The organism is Pseudomonas fluorescens, from assembly GCF_001307155.1.
Taxonomy (GTDB): Bacteria; Pseudomonadota; Gammaproteobacteria; order Pseudomonadales; family Pseudomonadaceae; genus Aquipseudomonas; species Aquipseudomonas helvetica.
Genome location: NZ_CP012830.1, coordinates 2,851,900 through 2,874,054, shown reverse-complemented (window position 1 = coordinate 2,874,054; position 22,155 = coordinate 2,851,900). Strand labels below are relative to the sequence as shown.

Genomic DNA, 22,155 nt, shown 5'->3' with positions numbered 1-22,155 from the left:
ACCCCGACGCAAGAAGGAGCCGACATGCCGCGAACGCTCATAAGAAAGAATCCCAGCAACTTCAAGACCCTGCCGTTATACGTCGAAGCGACTCCCGAAGGCCTGAGTTATCAGAGTGTCGGCAGGCCGCTGAATTTCTCCCAGACCCTGCAACGTCGGCGCCCGGTCACGGTGGCCAATCCAGAGCACTTTTCGCTGGAGCTGGCCAACCTCGGCGTCTCGGTACGGCTGACTCTGCACTGGCAGAATCGCGATTACTGGGTGCTGGTCCGCCAGCGCCGTCAGGACCGTGGCGACGTGGTGCTCAAACTGATCTCGGGTTATGTGCCGGCTCACGAGCTGAACCTGCCGTTGCACACGGCGATTCAGGAGATCGCCGAGGAATGCCTGCTGGAAACCCCCGAAGGCTGGCTTGGCGGGCGCTTCAATGACACCTGGCTGCCAGCGCCCTACGCCAGCGCGCTGCATTACCGCGAGGCGCTGCCGTTCCGCCTGACGCCGCTGTCTGGCGCCGCACGTCCGGTGCGCTGCGCCAACATGCAGTTGATCGAACGCCCACGAGCCTACGTGCATCTGCCCACGGCGTCGTTGCAGTTGATCTACGATTTGCGCCTGGACGTGCCCAAGGAGACCAAGTCCCTGAGCCTGTTTCATGTCGATGAACGCCTTGAAGGCGATCAACTTGTCGCGCGACTGGATCGCAAGCGCCCCGACCTGTACCTGATGCCGCTTGAGGATGGCCAGCCGCTGCCCGAGCTCTATACCCTGAAAAAAGATCAGCTCTACCCGGCAAGCACACGCGGACTGTATCTGGCAGAAAGTTTTGCCCAACAGGAAGGCTGGCTGGTGCGTGACGAGCGGATTCGCTGGAAGGACTGGCTCAGGCAGCAAGGCTTGAGCCAACCGGGCAAGGTATCGGGTTTCAGCCGATTGACCGGCAAGGCCAAACTACTGCTGAAGAAAATCGTGCCACGCAAGGTGGCAAGATAGGACGAGACCACATAGCTGTGGCGAGGGAGCTTGCTCCCGCTGGGCCGCGAAGCGGCCCTAAAACCCGCCATTGAGTTTCTACAGATACACCGCGTTTGCTGGTTTTACGCCTGCTGCGCAGGCGAGCGGGAGCAAGCTCCCTCGCCACAGTTTCAGGTCTTGCGGATTTTTTCGACAATTGCGGTCGTCGAGCTGTTTTCCACCAGCCCCAGCACTTTCACTGTTCCGCCATAAGCGCTGACGATGTCGGCGCCGACCACTTGGTCGATCCCGTAATCGCCGCCCTTGACCAGCACGTCCGGCTTGACCTGTGCCAGGAGGTTTTCCGGAGTGCCTTCAGAGAAGCTGATCACCCAGTCCACCGCGCCCAGACCTGCCAATACCGCCATGCGTCGGTCAACACTGTTGATCGGCCGCCCAGGACCTTTCAAGCGGCTCACCGACGCATCGTCGTTGACCGCAACGATCAAACGATCGCCCTGCGCCCGCGCCTGCTCCAGGTAGGTCACATGGCCCGCATGGAGGATGTCGAAGCAGCCATTGGTAAAGACGATCTTCTCTTTGTGTGCACGCGCATCGTCGACGGCCAGCAGCAATTGCTCCAGGCCCAGGACACCCCGTTCGGAACCTTCTTCACGCTGAATCGCGCGACGCAACTCCGGAGCACTGATCGCTGCCGTACCCAGCTTGCCGACCACAATGCCAGCAGCCAGGTTGGCCAGGGCCACCGCGTGGGGCAGTTCTTCGCCAGCAGCGATCGCCGCCGCCAGGGTAGAAATCACCGTATCACCGGCACCGGTTACGTCGAACACTTCACGGGCCCGTGCGGGCAAGTGCAGCGCCGGATGATCAGGACGCAGCAAGGTCATGCCGTGCTCGCCACGCGTGACCAGCAAGGCGCCCAGATCCAGGTCATGCATCAGCTTCGCACCCTTGCTGACCAGATCGTGCTCATCGGCACAACCGCCAACAATGGTTTCAAACTCGCTGAGGTTCGGGGTGATCAGGCTGGCACCGCGGTAAATCGAGAAATCCTTGCCTTTGGGATCCGCCAGCACCGGAATGCCACGGGCACGTGCGGCCTGGATCAACACCTGGTGGTTCTTCAGCGCACCTTTGCCGTAGTCGGACAACACCAGCACCTTGATGCCTTCGAGCAGGCCGTCGACTTCAGCCCCGAGCGCCAGCGCGTCGGTGGCAAACGGTTCTTCGAAGTCGATACGCAGCAATTGCTGGTGACGACTCATGACCCGCAGTTTGACGATGGTCGGCTGATGCGCGATGCGCTGGAACAACGCCCGTACACCGGCGCCTTTTAGGCTATTGGTCAGGCTGTCGGCGGCCTCGTCATCACCGGTCACACCGACCAGGGACGCCGGCGCGCCGAGCGCGGCAATGTTCAAGGCAACGTTGGCAGCACCGCCCGGGCGGTCTTCGATTTGCTCGACCTTGACCACCGGCACCGGCGCCTCAGGAGAAATCCGTGAGGTACCACCATGCCAGTAACGGTCGAGCATGACATCGCCGACCACCAAGACAGGGGCTTGATCGAATCGCGGCATGGACAACTTCATGGTGCAACCCACATACAAAATGAACAGGGGCGCGATATTAGCACAGGGTGAACGCTGCCTAGTTCGACAGCTTCAACAGGTGTGCATTACGCCGCTACATTGTTCATTTTTTAAGCAAAACAGCCAGGACGTGCTGCACGGCGTCGGCCAGTACAACCTCGTCGGTGTTGATTTCGCAGTCCGCCTGCCGCGGTGCTTCATAAGGGCTGTCGAGACCGGTGAAGTCCTTGATTCGCCCCTGCAGTGCAGCTTGATACAAACCCTTGGGATCGCGCCGGGCGCAGATGTCGAACGGCGTGCTGACATATACCTCAAGAAACTCGTCCGTGCGGAACAACGCTCTGGCCGATGCTCGATCAGCCTGAAACGGCGAAATCGCCGAGACAATCACAATCAACCCCGCGTCGACCATCAACCGCGCCACTTCGGCAATACGCCGGATATTTTCCTTGCGCGCTGCAGCGCCCATACCCAGGTCATTGCACAAACCGTTGCGCAGGTTGTCGCCATCCAGCACAAAGGTGTGGCGCCCCTGCTCATTGAGCTGCAACTCGAGTGCATTGGCCAAGGTCGACTTGCCAGCGCCAGACAGCCCCGTCAGCCACAGGCAACACGGTTGCTGATGCTTGAGCGCTGCTCGGGCCGAGGGCGACAACGACAATGCAAAGGGGCGAATGTTCGACGAATGTGCAGCAATCAGCGGCGACTCATTCATAACCAAGCACCTCGTAATCACGCTGATAGGCACGCCGTACCAGGCGCCGTGTGCGCACCGAGCAAAAATCGCGTACGGGCTCAGCGCGACGCTCTTGCGAGATATTCAGATGAGGCAACGATGACGTCATGCCGAGATGCTGGCAGAGCAGTTGAAAGTCGCGTTCCAGGTGTTCCTGATAGCCGACGAAATCCATCGCCATGCGCCCCATGGAGTCATTCAAAAAGTCGGTTTGCGGTGCGAAATGAAGCTGTTTACGGAGGTTATCCGGGTGCAACCAATGCCCGACGAAATCATCAAAATCCCGGTAACTGTTGACCAACAGCCGCGCCGATTCATCCCGTTGCGGCAACTGCTTGCCGCGCAAATAGGCATAGGCGGAATAAACCCGCTCCAATGGATCGCGGACAAACGCAAACTTGAAACTGCGTGCGTAGTGTTCGGGAAACTGCTGTTCGTACCAGTACAGCGGCAGGTGTCCAGGCGCCCAACCATTGAACAACGCCGAGCACACGCTGCTGCCGGCACATTTCGGAACATGGATGAACAGGCATGAACGCTGCTGAAAGTGCGCAGGAAAAACAGTATTGCCTGACATCGACTTGTTCACGGCTTGCCGGTCAACGACCGACAAACGGCCCAGCAAAAAGGTACGCTGTGTTTTGGGGAGTAGTTTCCAGAGGTGACGTTGCAACATTCCAGTCCCCGCACGAGAAGGTTGTCCTTCCCGTTTGCATTCAAAATCGAAGCAGGAACCATAACAAGCACGGCACGCAGAATTATTTAGGCTTGGTCAAGTATGTAAAGGGCTGGATACAAATCGTCGGGCGCGTTGCGCGCCCGGGAGGCTGACAGGGTGAGCGATGCTCACCCTGGCGTCGAGCTCAGGCTATGTCCGCCGGAGAGGGTTCATCCAGTCCCATGGCATGCAGACGCGAGTAGTACCCGCCTTGTGCCAGCAGTTGGGCGTGAGTACCGCGCTCGACAATTTCACCGTGGTCCATTACCAGGATCAGATCGGCCTTTTCGATAGTCGACAGACGGTGCGCGATCACCAGCGTGGTACGACCCTTCATGACCTTATCCAGCGCTGCCTGAATATGCCGCTCGGACTCGGTGTCCAGTGCCGAAGTCGCCTCATCGAGAATCAGCAACGGTGCGTTTTTCAACAAGGCGCGAGCAATGGCCAGACGCTGACGTTGACCACCGGACAGCAATACCCCGTTCTCGCCGACCTCAGTGTCCAGGCCGTTTGGCAACTGGGAGATGAAGTCCATCGCATAGGCATCTTGTGCAGCCTTCTCGATGTCTGCACGAGGAGCCCCGGCCAGATCACCGTAGGCGATGTTGTTGGCCACGGTATCGTTGAACAGGGTGACGTGTTGTGTGACCTGAGAGACATGCTTGCGCAGGTTACGCAGGCGATAGTCTTCGATCTCTACTTCATCGAGCAGTATTTGCCCCGTTTCATGATGGTAGAAACGCGGGATCAGGCTGGCCAGCGTCGACTTGCCACTTCCCGAGCGTCCAACCAGTGCGATCATCTGCCCCGGCGTCGCAGTGAAGCTGATGTTTTTCAACACCTCGCGATCAGTGCCCGGGTAAGTGAAACTCAGGTTGTGTACATCCAGGCGACCGCTGATACGCTCACGCTCGATGGTGCCAGCATCGAGCTCCGGCTCGACATCGAGCTGCTCGAAAATGCTTTCAGCACCCGCCACGCCTTTCTGAATAGTCGAGCTGACTTCGGACAGCTGACGAATAGGCTTGGGCAACAGACCCGCAGCCGTAATGTAGGCCACCAGATCACCGGCCGTCGCATCACCACGCAGAAACAGCACCAGGAACATCAATGCGGCCATGGCGCTATAAATCACCAGTTGCAGTGCAGGGGTATAGATCGCACTGGTCCTGGTCATGCGCAGTTGCTTGTCGGTATTGCTCTGACTGGCTTTGGCAAAGCGCTGTTGCTCGTAGCTTTCACCACCGAAGCTGCGCACCACGCGATAGCCCTGAATGGTTTCGGACGCGACGTGAGTCACGTCGCCCATCGCCACCTGAATCTTCTTGCTCTGCTTGCGAAATTTCTTGCTGGTATTGCCGACCATGAAGGAAATCAGCGGCAGAATCGCCAGCATCACCAAGGTGAGCTTCCAGTTCATCCACAACAGGTAGCCGAACAGAAAAACTACGGTCAGACCTTCGCGAATCACCACTTTAATGGCGTCTGTTGCAGCACCGGTCACCATGGTCACGTTGAAGGTGATACGGGAAATCAGATGCCCGGAGTTGTGGGTATCGAAATAACGGTTAGGCAACACCAGCAGCTTGTTGAACAACTCCACCCGCAAGTCATGAACCAGACCCAGGGAAACTTTGGCCAGATAGTAGTTACTCAGGAACGAACCAAGCCCTTGCCAGGCAGCGATCAAGATGATCAACAGCGGCACGGCAACCAGCAACTTCAACTCCCGTAGATACGGAGTGTGGGGAAAGAGCACTGCTTCAGGGTTGCTCAAGCCATCGACGAAATATTTGAGAATCCCGGCCAACATCGGCTGCGTGGAGGCAAATATCACAAAACCCACGATACTCAACAGGAAAATGCCAACGTAGGGTTTTACATACCCCAACAGTCGCAAATAGATTTTCAGGCTTGATTCCTGTTCCGCATTGGGCGGTGCTGCACTCATCGTAGAGCTCACTGATTAGGTTGAACGCGAAATTTTATCACAGGCTTTGTATTTGGCCTGTGTCCATACCAAAACGGTGGCGAGGCCAACCGGTAGCCAGCTGATGAACCATTCGGCTCGTGGCGATCCACTGATGCTGGCCGCATCGAATTGCATGGCCAGGAACGAGAACAGCCAGATCCCGATGACACCCTGACCATACAGCGTTTCACGGGCTCGCCATGCTTCACGCAATACCGCAAACCAGACCACACACCACAGCAAGAGCCCTGGCAGCCCCAATTCGATTGCGATATGGGTGAACAGGTTGTGCGCGTGATCAAATTCGACGCCTTCGGCAAGCACCGTGTAGCCAGATTCCAACCCCAGGCCACGCAAGGGATGTGCAGCGATCATGTTCAGACTGGCCATGAATATTTGAGGCCGGTACGAGGTACCGCGAGCCAACACCAGCGGTTCGAAAAGCCAGAACGCCAGCATCGCCAGCACCAGTGCGCCGATAGCGATGGTGCAGCTACGTCGGTTGCGGCTCCAAATGGGCATTGCCACCAGCGTCAGCAACAGCGCCAGCGCGGCACCACGACTCTGGGACAGCACGACAAAGCCTGCGAGCAAACCCAGTGCAACCAACCAGACACCTTGCAGCCAACGGGTCCGGGGCACCCAATGGATCATCCAGACCGCCGCCACGCCCAGTACGTAACCTCCCAGAATCGGGTGACCCAACTCCCCCAACCCTTCAACGCGCGCGGTCCAGGTGTTGCCGTCGATCAGATAAAACTTGATGGCCGCCAACAGTGCACTCAATGCCAGGGCCAGGCCGCCCCATTGCATGACCCGCACAACACGCTCCGGACGGGCATTGGCAAATACCGGAAAAAACAACAGGAACACCACGATGTACAATATGCGTTTGGCGCCCCGTGTCAGGTCATCATCATGAGTCCACGACACGCTGATCAACGACCACAGCACCACCCCGAGCAGCCCAAGACAAAACACCCGCTGTGCTTGCCAAAGCTCAAATAACCGAGCACGTGCCGACCAGGCAAAAAACATTGCCGGTAACCAGAGAAACACGGTCAACCCTTGCTGATAAAGCTTATTGGTCGGCGCAAAAGCAATGGCAGTCAAAAACCAGAACAATCCGGTCGTCATCCATACCTGCGCCCAACGCGTTTCCTGCATTGACCTTTCCTCGTTAAATCGTCCGATCGCCAAGCCGGCATGGTGAAAACAGCAACTTTTCGGCATCATTGATCGCCAATACGCCCGCAATTTCTACAAGGCTCTCTACATGCAATGCTTCCGGCTTCCACAAGCCGCTTTAAATCAGATGATTAAAGGCGCCAGAGTACTAGAAGCCGACAGCTTCGGCCCGAAAGTATTTCTTCTGCCGGACGGGAACATCCTCAAACTGTTTCGCCGCAAGCGGCTTCTCTCGTCGGCATTGTTTCGCCCCTATTCAAAGCGCTTCATCGACAATGCCGCCCGACTCGAAAAGCTCGGCATTCCTACCCTTCAGACACTCACACTCCATCAGCTGGATACGCCCGGCATGACGGCCGTGCTTTACCGTCCCCTGCCAGGAGAAACCCTGCGCCAGCTGGCAGACAAAAACGGCTTCGACTGGCAACAGACCCTGCCGGCGCTGACCGCATTCATCCGCGAACTCCATGCAGCCGGGGTCTACTTCCGCTCGCTGCACCTGGGCAACATCGTCGTGACTCCAGGCAACCAGTTCGGCCTGATCGACGTCGCCGACATGCGCTTCTTGCGGGGACCGCTGCCGCAGCACCTGGTCAAGCGCAACCTGCAACACTTCGCACGGTATATTGATCGAGAGAAGCTGAACGAGAGCTTTCCGATGCAGACGCTGGAGCAAATCCTACTTTGCGCATGACAACAGCTTGCGGGCAACCTGGCTGAATTCCAGCCAGGCGTCGTCCGGTGAAAGTACAGTGAATTGAGCCGCAGCGACCGATTCAGAAGCGACACCAAGCGCCTGTATTAACGCCTCGCTCCAGGCGGTCACATCCTCTGGCGTGGCGTAACGGCCCGCCCCTGCCAATTGCTCGCGAAACACTGCCAAATCGCTGGACAGCACCGGGACACCGGCCATTACCGCCTCTTGCAGGATCAAGCCAAGACCTTCCTCAAGTGACGGGATCGCGATCCAGTCGAAAGCCCGAAAAAGCGTCGCTGCATCCTCCAGGTTTCCGGGTAGTAGCACCTTGTCGCGTAACCCAAGCTGGTTGACCCGCGCCTCCAGAGCAGCCCTTGCCTGACCTTCCCCGATAATCACCAGGCGCAACTGCGGGTGCTGTGTCAGCGTCTTGGCAAAGGCTTCGATCAGGCATGCAAAGCCTTTTTTGCCAACCAGGCGCCCTACAGCCCCCACGACAGGTGTGTTGTCGACGGGCAATTGCAGCCGCGCCCGCGCCTGCTCACGAGAAAGCAACCGGGAACGAAAAGCCAGTGGATCGAGCGCACTGCGCAACGTGACGACGGGGATCTGTAAATCGGCCTCAAGTGCGCTGGCCAGGGTTTGCGAAACCGCCGCGAGGGTCAGCTGTGAAGCGGGAAGCTGTGAAAACAACTTGCGATCGGCTGCGCTGATCCGGGTCGCACCATGAAAAAGTACCACCGCACGCAACTGCGGCAGCTTCTTGAGGACCGGTAACAGGGCACGAGCCGTGCCCAAGCCGTCGAGCAACAGTACGCGCACGTCACTTTGATTCAGGGCGTAATAAAAACGCGCCTGCATCCACAGCGTCAGCAGCTTCCAGAAACGCCTGCCCTTGAGTTGATTGGAGGACAGATGCCACTCCCGCGTTTCACCGATTTCGGCGACACAGCCGCGCGCACTACCCCGCAACAGCCAGGTATTGATCGGTGTTGCGGGTTCTACCTGAGCAAGTATCTGCAGATGAACCTTGTGGACAGAGGCGTAGGCAGCCCCGCCGGACCACATGACATTAAGGATACTCATCGAGCGGAAAGCCCTTTTTCACATCGGCTGATGGCACGTTTAATTATAATGTCGAGCACTTCCAATGATTTGAAAACCCTGTCAAATGCCCAGCTTCAGGCGTAACCGCTCGATCAGACTCAATGCGGCGCGAGACCTCAAAGCCGGCTGGAGCTCTTCGACAATACGCTGACCAATACGTGCGAAGCTGAATTGACTGAGCGCCAGATCGCGTCCGTTTCGGGCAATGATCGAAGCCAATTCAGGATCGGCACGCAGCCTGGCGAGTTTTTCCTGCAGTTGCGGGATATCCCGATAGAGCACCACGTTGTGCATATCCTCCAGCCCCAGAGCCCGAGTTTCCGCATCCCCCTGATCGAAGGCCAACAACACGCAGCCACAGGCCATCGCTTCAAAGTTCTTGATCATGAATTCGCCCATGCCAACGTCGGCACTGACGAAGAAGCGGATACGGTTGAGCGTGTCGCGATATTCGTCACCGGAATGGGTACGAGTCACTACCAAGGGTTCGACACCCGCCAACTCATCGAGCAGCGCTTTGCGACCGCTGTACGCCACGCTATTGGTACTGCCGACGAAGGCCAGTTCGATATCGCGCTCACGCCCCTGATCCTGCAACAGGGTCTGGTCATAGCCCTTGGGCACGAACACCGCGTCAAAGCCTTCTTCGCGTAAACGCTTGGCGACCATGAAACCGGAACTGATCACCCGCGCCCACGGCAGGCGGCGGTAATGCGCACTGAACTTGCCGGTGTACTTGCAGGGAATGTAGTTCTGGTAGGCATCGTGTTCGAGAATCACCAGATTGGGAATCGTGCGAATGAACCCGACCTGGCGGATTTCCTGCTTGAACCGCAGGAAGAACACGATACGGTCATAGCGCGACACGTCCACTTCACGCCGAAAATAGCCACGCAGGTTGCGCTGTTCATCACTGCTCAACCAGCGCAGGTCGCATTCGCAATGAGCGGCCACACCTTCGTACAAACGGTCCAGAATGGCCCGCTGTTCTTTCTGCACCAGAAATAGAACCTTCATTGTCTTCCTTGCAGCATTGAACAGCCCGACAAAAACCTGAAACCACCCTTCTGCCCTGGCAGAAAGACTCCATGCGACAGCCATTTACAAACGCCAGAACAGCTCATGCCGACGCACAGCCTTGCGAAAAAACTCGTTCTCGCCGTAAGGCGAGCCTGAACGCCCTGCCAGCAGACGCTGCAAGCCGCGACGCATCCGACGCTTGAACGGCGCACGCGGCTGCAAGTCATGCATCATCCCCAGCGCCATAGCCTTGTCACGCTGTTGCTCGATCGACAATACCAGGCAATAGGGTTGTAGCACGTGCGCCGGATCGAACACCGGCGGTAACGCAATCCCGGCCTCGGAATCACCCATTGGCCAGCGATCATTGTCGTGCAGATGGTTCGCGTATCCGAGCAGTGTAGTCGGCTGCCACTCAAGCCCCTTCAAGGCTTCCAGCACCGCATGCTGTGCACAGATGTGATCGGGATGCGGATCCAGCGAGGAGTGCGGCAGGACGATCACTTCAGGGCGCGCCTTGAGCAGCAGTTCGCGCAGATCGGCCAGCAGGTTATTCCAGGTCGGTGCACCATCGCGGTCACCGGGCAACGCGAACGGATTGAGTTGGCGAAACAGTCGCGTGTCGTTCAGATTCGCTTCACGCGAGCCCACTGGTTGGTCCGGCGCCGCCTGCATGGCTGGCAATTGCAGGCAGAAATAGCCCAATTGCACACACTGCGATTCAGGCACGCCGGCCCAGCGCGGCACCGCAATACTGTCCCAGGCACGCAAACGGCCTTTGATGCGCGACGCCTCGACGGCGTCCAGTCCCATCTGCCGATAGTGCCCGGCTTCAATTTCGCCAGCGGTCAACGTGACAATCCAGGCCTCGTCGGCCTGGCTGTACAAACCGAAAGCGGCCAGCTCCGCATCGTCGGCGTGAGGCGCGATCACCATCACTCGCTGACGGCGGTAATCAGGTTGTTCGAACGACCAGAGCACGGGTTCGCCGAGCAATCGGCAGAAACGCCCGCGCACACGCAAATCACCCTGCGACAGAACATGCGCCTGACCACTGAGATTGAGGTAACGCAGGCCGTCTACACCACGCTCGAAGGCTTGTCGGTCTGGATTATCGCCACCCGACAACTCGACTGCAGGATCGAAAAAGCGTCCCAGCCAGGTGCTTTTTACCCGCAGTGCCAGTACCAGCGTGGTGTCGTCGGTCAGGATGACGCCGTCATCGAGCAGCAGACGCGCACCCTCCAGCCGGACCTTGGGCTGCTGCGTGTAGGGCGGGAAGCTGTACTGGTAATCGTCCTTGGGCGAGTAAAACAAATGGTCGGCAAACCACGCCTCATGGGCAACCCAGGCCAGGACCGCGAGTACCAGCGGCAGCCACCAGGTGACCAGCAGGCCAACGGCAATCAACAGCAAGACACCGATCAACAGACCGATGCGCTTGTTACGTCGATGACGCTTGAGCAGTTGCTGCTTGCGATTGAGTGGCAGGCTCATGGTCTGGCTCATACGGTGAACACCGGCACAGGGTTGCACCAGCGGTCCTTGTATTCACGATCAGCCCGCCCGAAGGAAAAGCGCAGCGGCTTATCGATTGCCCGGGCGTGCTCCCAGGCGCTTTGGGTATTGAGAAAACTCAATACACTGCCTGGGCTGAACTCACGAGTCTCGGGGTCGACGCCACCGTTGATGTACTCGACGCTGATCCACTCTGGCGCTTCAACACGGTAGACCAACTGAATCGCAATCGGCGCATCGTTGAGGAAAATCACCGAGCCGATCATCAGCTCGCGCAGCAGCTCGAGCACCTCGCCCATGCGCGGCGCACCGGTTGCCGGGAATCCCCAGCGGCGCTGGAACAGATCGCAATAAATCGCCGCCAGTTCCTGACTGGAAAAGTCGCTGACCGGTCGTATTACGCCACCGGCCTCTTCCAGCAAGCGCAGTTCACGGCGCTGGTTGTAGCGAAACTTCTTCGACAGCTCTTCAGGTGTGCGGGCCATGGCCAGTTGTTCGGCTTGCAGCTTGAGACCGGCAAAGCGACCTTCATTCAGCGCCGACAAGTAGCGCCCGCGGTGCCGCAACAGCGCTTGCGCGTCGGCCGCAGCCGGCAGGATGAATTCAGCGTTGCCGAGATCGAACAAACCTTTCTTGCCGTTACGCTTGAGCACGTCCTTGGACAATGCCAGGTCGCGGCCCCAGGTCGGGATCGCGGCTTTCAGTTCGCCACCCTGTTCCCAGGCCAGGTAACGCACCGGGATATCGGCCAACTGTGCCAGGCGTTCGACCACCAGTGGATGCGTTGCGACGCTACCGCCAAAACGCTGCCAGGCATCGCGATACGTCGTCGCATCGACAACGGACCAGCCACGTTCGCGCCAGCCTTGAAATCGGTTGAGCATCAGGCCCTCGCCGTCAGTTCAAGGACGTGCGGCAGACGCCAGAACGTCTCGTGCACGGCGCGATCCGAGAAGCGCTCGCGCAGGCGATCAAGCATCATTTCGGCGCAGACCTGGTGCTCGTGCTGATTCATCACCGCCAGATGTTGCAGGCCCAGCGCCAGGTGCTCGACATCCCCCTGCGGGAACAAAATACCGACACCTTCGACCACCTCCGCTGCCCCGCCGCACGCGGTGGCCAGTAATGGCACACCGGCGGCCATCGCTTCGAGCAGCACCATGCCGAATGGCTCGTGGTCGGAACTCAGGGCAAACACATCGAAAGCCCGAAAGTAGCGACGCGCCTCCGGCACCTGACCGAGAAACAGCACACGGTCACCAATACCGATTTCACGAGCCAGATCCTTGAGCCGCTGCTCCAGACGTCCGGAGCCAAGAATCGCCAGTTGACTGCCGACCGGCAAACGCGGCAAGGCCTGGGCAAAGCCGCGCAGCAAAGTGGCCTGGTCCTTGTCCGGGTGCAGGCGACCGACGTTGCCGATCACCCACGCATCCGGCGACAGCCCCAAGGCGTCGCGCGCCTCATCGAAGGACACCTGAGTGGCCTGCAACGCGTCGACATCGATGCGGTTGTAAAGGGTTTGAATCCGCGCCGCCGGCCACTTCGGCAGACAACGGCGCATATCGTCGCGGACCGCATCGGAAACCCCGAGCAGGCTTAGGCGCTTGCGAAAAATATGCGCGAACAGCTTGCGCGTCCGCCGCCGGTAATCGCCAAAGGCGTGGTGCACGCCGATTACCGGCAGCGGCGTTGCGAGCAAGGCGATGTAGATCGGCTTGAAACGGTGGGCGATACAAAAACTGAAATTGCGCGACTGGGCGATTTTGCGCAGATCGGCAATCGCCGAAAGCTTCAGGCCACGAATGGCCTTGGAGCTGTATTCCATGAACAACACTTCATCAGACGCACAGCCTGCCGCAACGTCAGCATCGGCAACCCCGGTGAGAAACACCGTGGTCACTCGATAACCAGACCCTGCAAACAGGCTCGCGTACTGTCGGGCGCAGTCCAGGAACGGCCCGTCATAGCCGTGACAGAACTGCAGCACATGGCGTTCAGCCGAGCGTGTCATAAGCGTCCGCGCCGTCTTTGACCACCAGAATGTCTTCCATGATCAGATACTGTAGATCGGAGCCGAAGAACATGTTCAGGGCGTCGGTCGGCGAGCAGATCATCGGCTCGCCGCGGCGGTTCAGCGAGGTGTTCAGCGACACGCCGTTACCGGTTAGCACTTCCAGCGCTTTCATCATGTCGTAGTAACGCGGGTTGTATTCGCGCTTGAGCACCTGGGCACGGGACGTACCGTCTTCATGGACGACTTCCGGCACGCGGGTTTTCCACTCTTCAGCCACTTCGAAGGTGAAGGTCATGAACGGTGCCGGGTGATCGATCTTGATCATCTGCGGCGCCACGGTGTCGAGCATCGACGGGCAGAAAGGCCTCCAGCGCTCGCGGAACTTGATCTGGTGGTTGATCCGGTCAGCCACGCCTGTGGCGCTCGGGCAACCGATGATCGAACGACCGCCCAACGCACGCGGACCGAACTCCATGCGCCCCTGGAACCAGGCCACCGGATTACCGTCGACCATGATTTTGGCGATCTTCTCCGGCATGTCATCGAGCTTGCGCCACTTGGGTGCGCTCGGGTGACGAGCACAAGCCGCGATCACGTCTTCGTTGCTGTACGACGGGCCGAGGTAAACGTGCTCCATCTTCTCGACCGGTACGCCACGGGCGTGGGACACGTAAGCCGCAGCACCCACCGCCGTGCCGGCATCGCCGGACGCAGGCTGTACGAACAACTCTTTGATGTCGTCGCGAGCGATGATTTTCTGGTTCAGCTTGACGTTCAACGCACAGCCGCCAGCAAACGCCAGCTTGCCGGTTTCCTTGAGCACGTCGCCCAGGTAGTAGTCAATCATCTGCAACGCCAGTTTCTCGAACAGCGCTTGCATGCTCGCGGCGTAGTGGATGTACGGCTCGTCAGCAATATCGCCTTCGCGTTTCGGACCGAGCCACTCGATCAGCTTCGGCGAGAAGTAGAAACCCTTGCCCTTTTCTTTGTAGCGACGCAGGCCGATGACGTTGGCGTAATCGGTGTTGATCACCAGCTCACCGTTTTCGAATGACGCCAGGCGGGAGAAATCATATTTGCTGGCGTCGCCGTACGGCGCCATGCCCATGACCTTGAACTCACCGTCGAGCATTTCAAAACCGAGAAACTCGGTGATCGCGCCGTACAGGCCACCGAGGGAATCCGGATCGAAGAATTCCTTGATCTTGTGGATCTTGCCGTTCTCGCCATAACCGAAGAAGGTCGTGGCGTACTCGCCCTTGCCGTCGATCCCGAGGATCGCGGTTTTCTCTTTGAAACCGGAGCAGTGGTAGGCACTGGAGGCGTGAGCCAGGTGATGCTCGACCGGCTGGATCTTGATTTTCTTCGGATCGAAGCCCAGTTGCTCGAGGCACCAGACAATCTTGTTGCGATAGCGCTTGTAGCGACGGTTGCCCATCAGGATCGCATCAAGTGCGCGATCCGGGGCGTACCAGTAACGCTTGGCGTAGTGCCAGCGGGCCTTGCCGAACAGGCTGATCGGGGCAAACGGGATCGCCACTACGTCAACGTCGGAAGGTTTGATGCCAGCCTGTTCCAGACAGAACTTCGCCGATTCGTAAGGCATGCGGTTCTTTGCATGTTTATCGCGTACGAAGCGCTCTTCTTCAGCAGCCGCGACCAGCTTGCCGTCGATGTACAAGGCTGCGGAAGGATCATGGCTAAGGGCGCCGGACAGGCCAAGAATCGTCAATGCCACAGGGGTCTAGCCTCTTAAGTCTGCATGCAGGCGACATGCGCCTGGAAATAATGTGTCCTCGCAAAAGGGCGAGAAACAGCTAAAGGGCGGGATTATAGCGTAAAGATGGCGGGAATGACCCAGAGGTTGTTTGACGCACAAAGTTCATATTCAACAGGACACAGCAAGCGACGACGACAAAAAGAACGATGTTTATAAAGCCTGTAGGTTTCAGGGAAGCATCCGACATGTTTTTCAGGTTGCTGGTGGGAAGCCGCATCACTAGTCTCTGGTGGTCGCTGCCAATTCAGCGACCGGGCGTCGCGGCCCGGATCAATCAAGGCGCATAGCGCCATCATTTCCTTTCAGTTGGCGCTTTTTTATCGTCTACTGCTTTGCGTTATGGCGGCTGTGCGCGGGATACCTTCGGGTATGCCGGGTTCCTTGATGCCCCGGTCCGCGAACCTGCGTACAGCTGCCACCTCCCATCGCGTCGCGGCGATCAGTGGCGGCTCCACTCATCAAGGAGCTTCACCATGCACAAAGTCACTCCAAATCCACCAGAAACCCCAAGCACTTCCCCCTACGCCTCCAACGACTCGAAAAAACTCCACGACGCCGCCGAACGGGCGCTGGATCACTACCTCAAACCACCATTCGACAAGGGCAACCTGCCCGATAAACGTCCCTCCAACATCTTCGCGGTGATCCCCGATCTGGATAATGAGACGCTGTTGGCGCACGCCTCGGAAACCCTCGCCTCGGTCAATGTGCTGGCGAGCGACCTGGCCTTCGAGCTTGAAGGCACCCGCCGACATGTAGCGCTGGCAATTCAGCAAATGATCTCGTTGGGGGAATTGTTGGTGAACCGGGCACTGGATAATTTCGATCAGCCAGAGGCGCCGTAACACGCACGGTGGGGTGGGCCGCCCGGTCCGCCCCACCGTTTTGATCTGTATATATCCGCGAACGATCAAACGAGATCTAAGCCGTACGCGCTCCAACCACTCAGGCCGGCCGGTAGGCCGCCGTGCTTTGCTGTTGATCTTGATCCGCCCGCCCCTATCGGGAGGCCGAGTGGAGGTGTTCATCAGGGGGTGGGCGCGCAGCGCCGTACGGCGCAGCCGGACACATCGAGAGGAGGTCGTCGCGAAGCAGACCGTAGGCGATGCCCCCTGATGGACACCGGAGTGAGGGGACGCCGAGCCTAGGCGAGGTGCCGTACGCTTGGGGCGAGCGTTTTTTTGCTTACTTTTTTTAGGCGCTTGTAAAAAAAGTGAGTCGCCGTCAGGCGAAACCGCAAGCGGCCGTTACCGCAGGAATGGATATGTACACCTGCAAGAGGTTGGTCGGCTGTCAGGCCGTCATCGCGAGCAAGCTCAGCTCCCACAGTAGATCTATGTACATCTGCAAGAGATGGGTCGGCTGTCAGGCCGCCATCGCGAGCAAGCTCGGCTCCCACAGTAGATCTATGTACATCTGCAAGAGATGGGTCGGCTGTCAGGCCGCCATCGCGAGCAAGCTCGGCTCCCACAGTAGATCTATGTACATCTGCGAGAGGTTGGTCGGCTGTCAGGCCGCCATCGCGAGCAAGCTCAGCGCCTACACATTCTTGGGCAAACGCTGATCAATCACCCGATACAGCGCACTGCCCTCAGGCCAGTTACGCATAAACCGCGCCCGATCCCGAGCATACGCCGGAGCAAAACTACTCAGCGAACCGTGCTGACACATCGAATCCAGATCGATCAACGACCAGCGATCCTTGTCCCAAAACAGATTATGCCCCTTGAAATCCCCATGACTGATCCGCTCGCGAATCAGCTCGGCAAACAAATGATCCAGCGCCAGCAACTCAGCTTCAGGCGCCTCACCACTCTCAACGAACGGCGCAAAGCGCTCAATAATGTCCGGCCCCGAAAGGTACTCGGTAATCAGATAAGCCCGACTGCGCAGCCAGAAAAAACGCTTCTCCAACAGCGCCAACGGCTTGGGCGTAGCGATACCGAGGAACCCCAGGCGATGCCCCTCGCGCCATGAATGCCAGGCGCGACTCGGGCGCCAGAAGCGCTTGAACCAATGGGCAACGCCCTTGATGTTGTAGCGCTTGACCAGCAGCGTGCGCCCCGCCACCTCGACCTTGCCAACACTCGCCGCACCACCGGTCTTGTACAGATGCCCCTGATCGAGCAACGCATCGGCCTGCGCCAATACCGGCAACATGGCCGCTTCTTCCTCGCGACGAATCGCGCGCAATCCGAACGCCCCGCGCTGCACACTGAACAACGTGCATTCGCGGCCGACCTTGATCAGGAAGTCTTTCAAACGCCAACTGCGGACCTTGTCGACCTGCTTCTGCAAAGCTTCCAGTGGCAAGGCATGCTCGCCGTTGCTCAACAGGTAATACACCAGCAATTCTTCGATGAACGGCTCAAGCGACTTGGGCAGTTGAGCGAAAAACACCCCGAGGTTCTCCAGGACTTTCTGTCGAGACAAAGGCTGACCAGCCTGCTCGACCCGAATACCCGCACCGTCGATCAAGTACAGCTGGCCGTCGTGGCGCAGCAGGTTGTCCAGATGCAAGTCTTCCTGCCACAAGCCCTTGCTGTGCAATTGACCAATGGCGGCCAGCGCCTCGGCCAACACCGCGGCTTGCTCGTCCGCCAGCGCCGGCAGCGCTTCGACCTGCTTCCAGGCATCGCCGAGGCTTTCAGCGCCTTCGAGGAAATCGAACAGCAGCCAGCCGCCCTCGCCATCCTTCAGGCCATCGGCCAGCAGCCTCGGTGTGGTCAGGCCTTGAGCGGCGAGCAGACGGACACCGTCCAGCTCACGCTGAAAATGCCGCGCTGCCTTGCTGCCCACCAACAGTTTGGCCAGCACCGGACGCCCGCGCCAAACAGCGGCGCCCACGTAACGCTGGCCCGGCAAAACCCGCAACACGCTGAGCAGTTGCAACTGCGCCGGGCCTGCGGCGTCCGCCAGCTCGATGCTCAATGGCAAGCCTGGCGTACGACCGGCGCTTTTCAGTTCAGACAAACGCATCAACGCGTCTCCTTGTGGCTGCGTCGAGCGATCAGGCGCTGCACCCAACGCTCGACCTGCGGGCTATTCGCCGACTGATTCAGATAAGTTGCCAGCAACAGCCGCACCTCCTCGCAGGTCCAGACCGGCGCCCGGCGTACCAACGGCTCCAGATCCTTGATCCGGTCGCGCTGACCAAACAGCAGCGGCCGGGTTTTCTCCAGATCGATCAGTTGCGCCTGATAACCATCGCCAGCAGGCCGCAAAAAAATGTGCTTGGGATAAAAGCAGCCGTGCACTTGACCCACATCGTGCAGCCGACGTGCAAGCCGCGCACAGGCACGCAGAATCCCCGCCTGCTGCGCATCACTGAGACCCGACCACTGCTCCAGCAGCGAATCCAGATCATTCCAGCCGTCCAGTGCACGCGTCAGCAGAATCGCACGAACTTCACCCTCTAGCTTGCGCTCACCAAAAAATACCGCCTGCAGCGCTGGAATTCCCAACTGTTGGTAGCGGCTGATGTTACGAAACTCACGGGCAAAACTGGGCTCGCCAAACGGCCGGAACAAGGACCGCGTCAAGTAGTTGCTCTGTCGTTTGAGGTAGTAACCATTACCCTCAAGATCCAGCCTGAAAACGCTGCTCCAACCGTCTTGTGACGTGTTCGGCTCATCCACTGCATCGAGCCGCCTGGTCCATAGGGCATCGAACCCGTCGAGGCCATGACGCTCCAGCAGTTCGCGGTCGTCAGTGGCCAGAAAATCAGTCATTCGTATCCCTTGAGAGTCTCACGCTCTTCCGGTTCCGGCGCGTGTCGAAGGCCTTGAGTCGAGACTCTTGGCGGTACAGCAGTTTCAGGCTCCATCCCCACCATCAGAGCGCATCTCCATAGCGCTGCTTGCGTTCATAAAGCTTGTTGGCCTTGCCCTCGAGCCACGCCAGCAACGACGCTTCCTCACGCAAAATCTGACGCAAGGGTTGCTGGAAGTAACCTTTGAGGAAACGCAGCTTGTCGCGACGCGTCAGGCCGATATCCAGCGCCGAGAAATACAACGCCGCCAGATCCTTGTTACGCCAGCGCCGGGTGATCGCCCGACGGGTCTGGGCACGGTGCAAATCAATCACCGAGAGCTTGAAGTCGTCGGCTGTCACCGGTTTATCAGTGTGCAGCAGAAAGTGGCAGATGTAGCAGTCGCGGTGGTTGACCCCGGCACGGTGCATCATGCCGGTCATGCGCGCCACTTCGGCGATCAGCGCACGCTTGAGTTTTGGCTCCGGCGGCTGCTTGACCCAATCGATGCTGAAGTCTTCCAGGCTGACAGTCGGCGCCAGCTCTTCGGTGACAATGAACGAGTGCTGGTCCGCCGGGTTGCTGCCGCGCTCGCCGTAAGCCACGGCGGTCATGGTCGGCACGCCGACTTCCTGCAAACGCTGGATAGCCCGCCATTCCTGGCCGGCACCGAGTACCGGCAGCTTGGCGGTGAGCAGGTTCTTGAATATTTCGCCCCAGCCAATGCCGCGGTGAATTTTCACAAAGAAGCCGTTCCCGGCCACTTCGGTGCGCAGGGTCCGGCGAGCTTCGAGCTCACGGTACACCTCGCCCTTCAGGCCTTCGACTTCGGTGAACGCATCGCGTCCGGCCCAAAGGCTCTTGAACGGTTCGGCAAGAATCAACTTCATCAGTGTTGCTCCGCCAGAATCACATCCGCCGCGTGCTGCGGCATGCTGTAGAGATCGGCCGTGTCAGCGAAGACCAAGCCATTACGGCTCCAGGCCGCACGCGCTGCGTCATCGCTCAACATGGTCGTCAGGTACTGCGTGAGTTGCGCCTGTTCGAACGGTTCGTCCAGCACCAGGCCACTGTCGGCCTCAGCGATGTAATGCGCGTAACCGCACACCGCACTGACCAGCACCGGCAAGCCCGCTACCAGCGCTTCAAGCAATACCGTCCCGGTATTTTCGTTGTACGCCGGGTGGATCAACAGGTCGGCACCGAGCAGGAAACGCGGGATATCGCTGCGGCCCTTGAGGAACTGCACGTTATCGCCGAGCCCCAACGTGGCACTCTGTAGCTGGAATACTTTGGGGTCGTCCTGGCCAATTACAAACAGCCGGGTACGTTTACGCAGTTCCGCTGGCAACGCGGCCAGCGCCTTGAGGCTGCGATCGACACCTTTGGTCTTGAACCCGGACCCGATCTGCACCAGCAACAAGTCATCGTCAGCCAGGGAAAATTCGCGACGGAATTCAGCGCGAATTTCAGCGGCATTGGCCGGCGCACGCCGGTCCAGGGCAATGCCCGGTGGCAGCAGATGGAAGCGCTCAAGCGGCGTGTCGTAATGCTTGATGAACAGCGGCTGCTGGACTTCGGAAATCATCAGGACTTCGGTTTTCGCATCCTTGGCGAACACCGCGCGCTCGTACTCGGCGAAGTGCCGGTAGCGACCCCAGCGCCGATAGAGAGCATTGCGCAGGGTCTGCGCCTTGTCCTCGAAACAACCATCCGCAGCGTAGTAGACGTCGAGCCCCGGCATTTTGTTGAAGCCGATCAGCCGGTCCACCGGACGCTTGGCCAGGTCGGCTTCCATCCAGGCACTCAGCTTTTCGTTTCGCCGATGGTTGAAGATCGCCTTGACCGGCGCCACCAGCACTTCGAAACCCGGCGGCACATCGCCTTCCCAGATCAGCGTGTAAACGCGGATCTGATGCCCGCGCTGCTGACATTCCAGGGCGATGCGCATGAAATCGCGCTGCAATCCGCCAAACGGAAAATATTTGTAAAGGACAAAAGCCAGTTGCATCAGCGCAGCTCCTCAGCCAGTAGCGGCGGCTGCAAAAGCGTGCTTAAACGGCTCGCGACACGCTCGGGGTTCAGGCGAGTGAAGCACAATGGCCACTCGCGCTTGAGATCGAATCGACGCTGATCTTCAGCGGTCGGTTGGTAAGAACATTTCTTTTGCATGCATGGCGCACACGGGAAGTCGCTCGCCAGGTGCACCTGACTTTTGCCATAGGCACCGGTCAGGCCCGGATTGGTCGGGCCGAACAACGATATCGTCGGCACGTCCAGCGCAGCGGCCAGATGACCGAGACCGGTGTCGACTGCCACGCAGGCTTGCGCACCGGCCAGCACTTTGGCGACGCCGGCCAGGTTCAATTTGGGCAGCACTTCGGCATTCCGCAGACCTTGGGCGATGCGCTCGGCCCGGGCCTTTTCGGCCGGGTTGCCCCACGGAAGTTTCACCGCCATGCCGAGGTGGCCCATGCGTTCGGCCAACTCACGCCAATAAGCTTCCGGCCAGTGCTTGGTGTCCCACGTAGTGCCGTGCAGAAACAGCACGTAAGGATTCTTGCGCGGCAGCTCGACCAACCGCTCGACGTTCAGGCCATAGTCGCCCAACCCTTGCGGCAGGTCGTAACCCAGCGCCACGGCGAACAACTGACGCAGTCGTTCCACGGCGTGTTGCCCACGGGCTACCGCCAGACGTCGGGAATAAAACCGCGCGGCAATGGGCTCACGGGCCGAGTTCTTGTCCAGCCCGGCTACCGGCGCGCGGACGTAACGGGTCAGCCAGGCGCTTTTGAGCAGGCCCTGGGCATCGATCACCAGATCGTATTTGGTCGCACGAACGTTTTGCTTGAAGCGTTTCCACTCGCCGCTTTTGAGGGTTTGCCAGAGGTTCTTGCGCCAGCGACGGATCGCCACCGGAATCACCTTGCCAACCGCCGGGTGCCAGCTCGGGATCTCGGCGAAGCCTTCTTCCACTACCCAGTCGAACTTGATGCCCGGGATCGCCCGTGCCGCGTCGGTCAACGCCGGCAACGCATGAATCACATCGCCCAGCGAGGAAGTCTTGATCAACAGTACCCGCAA

The 22,155-nt window shown here is 59.0% G+C and carries 19 protein-coding genes; 3 read left to right on the top strand and 16 right to left on the bottom strand.

Annotated features, from left to right (window positions below):
• Positions 1–24: 24 nt before the first annotated feature.
• Positions 25–990 carry a hypothetical protein gene (locus tag AO353_RS12975; RefSeq protein WP_054595321.1) on the top strand — a complete coding sequence of 322 codons (966 nt, stop codon included), beginning with the start codon at positions 25–27 and terminating at the stop codon, positions 988–990.
• Positions 991–1,142: 152 nt separating this feature from the next.
• On the opposite strand, the gene hldE is transcribed toward AO353_RS12975, so the two are convergent.
• The 5 genes from hldE to AO353_RS12950 all read right to left on the bottom strand — a co-directional run bounded on the left by hldE (position 1,143) and on the right by AO353_RS12950 (position 7,160).
• Positions 1,143–2,564 carry a bifunctional D-glycero-beta-D-manno-heptose-7-phosphate kinase/D-glycero-beta-D-manno-heptose 1-phosphate adenylyltransferase HldE gene (gene hldE, locus AO353_RS12970; RefSeq protein ID WP_054595320.1) on the bottom strand — a complete coding sequence of 474 codons (1,422 nt, stop codon included), beginning with the start codon at positions 2,562–2,564 and terminating at the stop codon, positions 1,143–1,145.
• Positions 2,565–2,667: 103 nt separating this feature from the next.
• Positions 2,668–3,279, bottom strand: a complete 612-nt coding sequence (gene cysC, locus AO353_RS12965) for an adenylyl-sulfate kinase (RefSeq protein WP_054595319.1) — start codon at positions 3,277–3,279, stop codon at positions 2,668–2,670.
• Positions 3,272–3,976, bottom strand: a complete 705-nt coding sequence (locus AO353_RS12960) for a sulfotransferase family 2 domain-containing protein (RefSeq protein WP_054595318.1) — start codon at positions 3,974–3,976, stop codon at positions 3,272–3,274. The genes cysC and AO353_RS12960 overlap by 8 nt, the downstream gene beginning before the upstream one ends.
• A gap of 187 nt (positions 3,977–4,163) precedes the next feature.
• A complete protein-coding gene (gene msbA, locus AO353_RS12955) occupies positions 4,164–5,972 on the bottom strand; it encodes a lipid A export permease/ATP-binding protein MsbA (protein WP_054595317.1) in 1,809 nt (602 codons plus the stop codon).
• A gap of 15 nt (positions 5,973–5,987) precedes the next feature.
• Positions 5,988–7,160: an O-antigen ligase family protein gene (locus AO353_RS12950; RefSeq protein WP_054595316.1), complete on the bottom strand. Its 1,173-nt coding sequence runs from the start codon at positions 7,158–7,160 to the stop codon at positions 5,988–5,990.
• Between the two features lie 109 nt (positions 7,161–7,269).
• On the opposite strand from AO353_RS12950, the gene AO353_RS12945 reads away from it, so the two are divergent.
• Complete coding sequence (locus AO353_RS12945) at positions 7,270–7,875, top strand: toluene tolerance protein (RefSeq protein WP_054595315.1); 606 nt, start codon at positions 7,270–7,272, stop codon at positions 7,873–7,875.
• On the opposite strand, the gene AO353_RS12940 is transcribed toward AO353_RS12945, so the two are convergent.
• The 6 genes from AO353_RS12940 to AO353_RS12915 form a co-directional block, all read right to left on the bottom strand.
• Positions 7,861–8,964, bottom strand: a complete 1,104-nt coding sequence (locus AO353_RS12940; RefSeq protein ID WP_054595314.1) for a glycosyltransferase — start codon at positions 8,962–8,964, stop codon at positions 7,861–7,863. The two genes, AO353_RS12945 and AO353_RS12940, sit on opposite strands and share 15 nt — an antisense overlap.
• 81 nt (positions 8,965–9,045) lie before the next feature.
• Positions 9,046–10,002: a glycosyltransferase family protein gene (locus tag AO353_RS12935; protein WP_054595313.1), complete on the bottom strand. Its 957-nt coding sequence runs from the start codon at positions 10,000–10,002 to the stop codon at positions 9,046–9,048.
• 84 nt (positions 10,003–10,086) lie between these two features.
• Entirely contained in the window at positions 10,087–11,514 is a 1,428-nt protein-coding gene (locus tag AO353_RS12930) for a PIG-L deacetylase family protein (RefSeq protein ID WP_081013728.1), read from the bottom strand.
• Complete coding sequence (locus AO353_RS12925) at positions 11,511–12,407, bottom strand: antimicrobial resistance protein Mig-14 (protein WP_054595312.1); 897 nt, start codon at positions 12,405–12,407, stop codon at positions 11,511–11,513. Before AO353_RS12925 ends, AO353_RS12930 begins: the two co-directional genes overlap by 4 nt.
• Positions 12,407–13,537, bottom strand: coding sequence for a glycosyltransferase (locus AO353_RS12920; RefSeq protein WP_054595311.1), 1,131 nt, complete (start codon positions 13,535–13,537; stop codon positions 12,407–12,409). The genes AO353_RS12925 and AO353_RS12920 overlap by 1 nt, the downstream gene beginning before the upstream one ends.
• Entirely contained in the window at positions 13,521–15,278 is a 1,758-nt protein-coding gene (locus AO353_RS12915; protein ID WP_054595310.1) for a carbamoyltransferase, read from the bottom strand. The genes AO353_RS12920 and AO353_RS12915 overlap by 17 nt, the downstream gene beginning before the upstream one ends.
• A gap of 515 nt (positions 15,279–15,793) precedes the next feature.
• Between AO353_RS12915 and AO353_RS12910 the strand changes: the two genes are divergently transcribed.
• On the top strand, positions 15,794–16,165 hold the full coding sequence (locus AO353_RS12910) for a DUF6124 family protein (protein ID WP_054595309.1): 372 nt from the start codon (positions 15,794–15,796) through the stop codon (positions 16,163–16,165).
• Between the two features lie 694 nt (positions 16,166–16,859).
• On the opposite strand, the gene AO353_RS12900 is transcribed toward AO353_RS12910, so the two are convergent.
• The 5 genes from AO353_RS12900 to waaC all read right to left on the bottom strand — a co-directional run bounded on the left by AO353_RS12900 (position 16,860) and on the right by waaC (position 22,155).
• Complete coding sequence (locus tag AO353_RS12900) at positions 16,860–18,299, bottom strand: lipopolysaccharide kinase InaA family protein (RefSeq protein WP_054595307.1); 1,440 nt, start codon at positions 18,297–18,299, stop codon at positions 16,860–16,862.
• On the bottom strand, positions 18,299–19,051 hold the full coding sequence (locus AO353_RS12895; RefSeq protein WP_054595306.1) for a lipopolysaccharide kinase InaA family protein: 753 nt from the start codon (positions 19,049–19,051) through the stop codon (positions 18,299–18,301). The genes AO353_RS12900 and AO353_RS12895 overlap by 1 nt, the downstream gene beginning before the upstream one ends.
• Positions 19,052–19,154: 103 nt before the next feature.
• Complete coding sequence (gene rfaP, locus AO353_RS12890; RefSeq protein WP_054595305.1) at positions 19,155–19,961, bottom strand: lipopolysaccharide core heptose(I) kinase RfaP; 807 nt, start codon at positions 19,959–19,961, stop codon at positions 19,155–19,157.
• Positions 19,961–21,082 carry a glycosyltransferase family 4 protein gene (locus tag AO353_RS12885; protein ID WP_054595304.1) on the bottom strand — a complete coding sequence of 374 codons (1,122 nt, stop codon included), beginning with the start codon at positions 21,080–21,082 and terminating at the stop codon, positions 19,961–19,963. Before AO353_RS12885 ends, rfaP begins: the two co-directional genes overlap by 1 nt.
• Entirely contained in the window at positions 21,082–22,155 is a 1,074-nt protein-coding gene (gene waaC / locus AO353_RS12880) for a lipopolysaccharide heptosyltransferase I (protein WP_054595303.1), read from the bottom strand. Before waaC ends, AO353_RS12885 begins: the two co-directional genes overlap by 1 nt.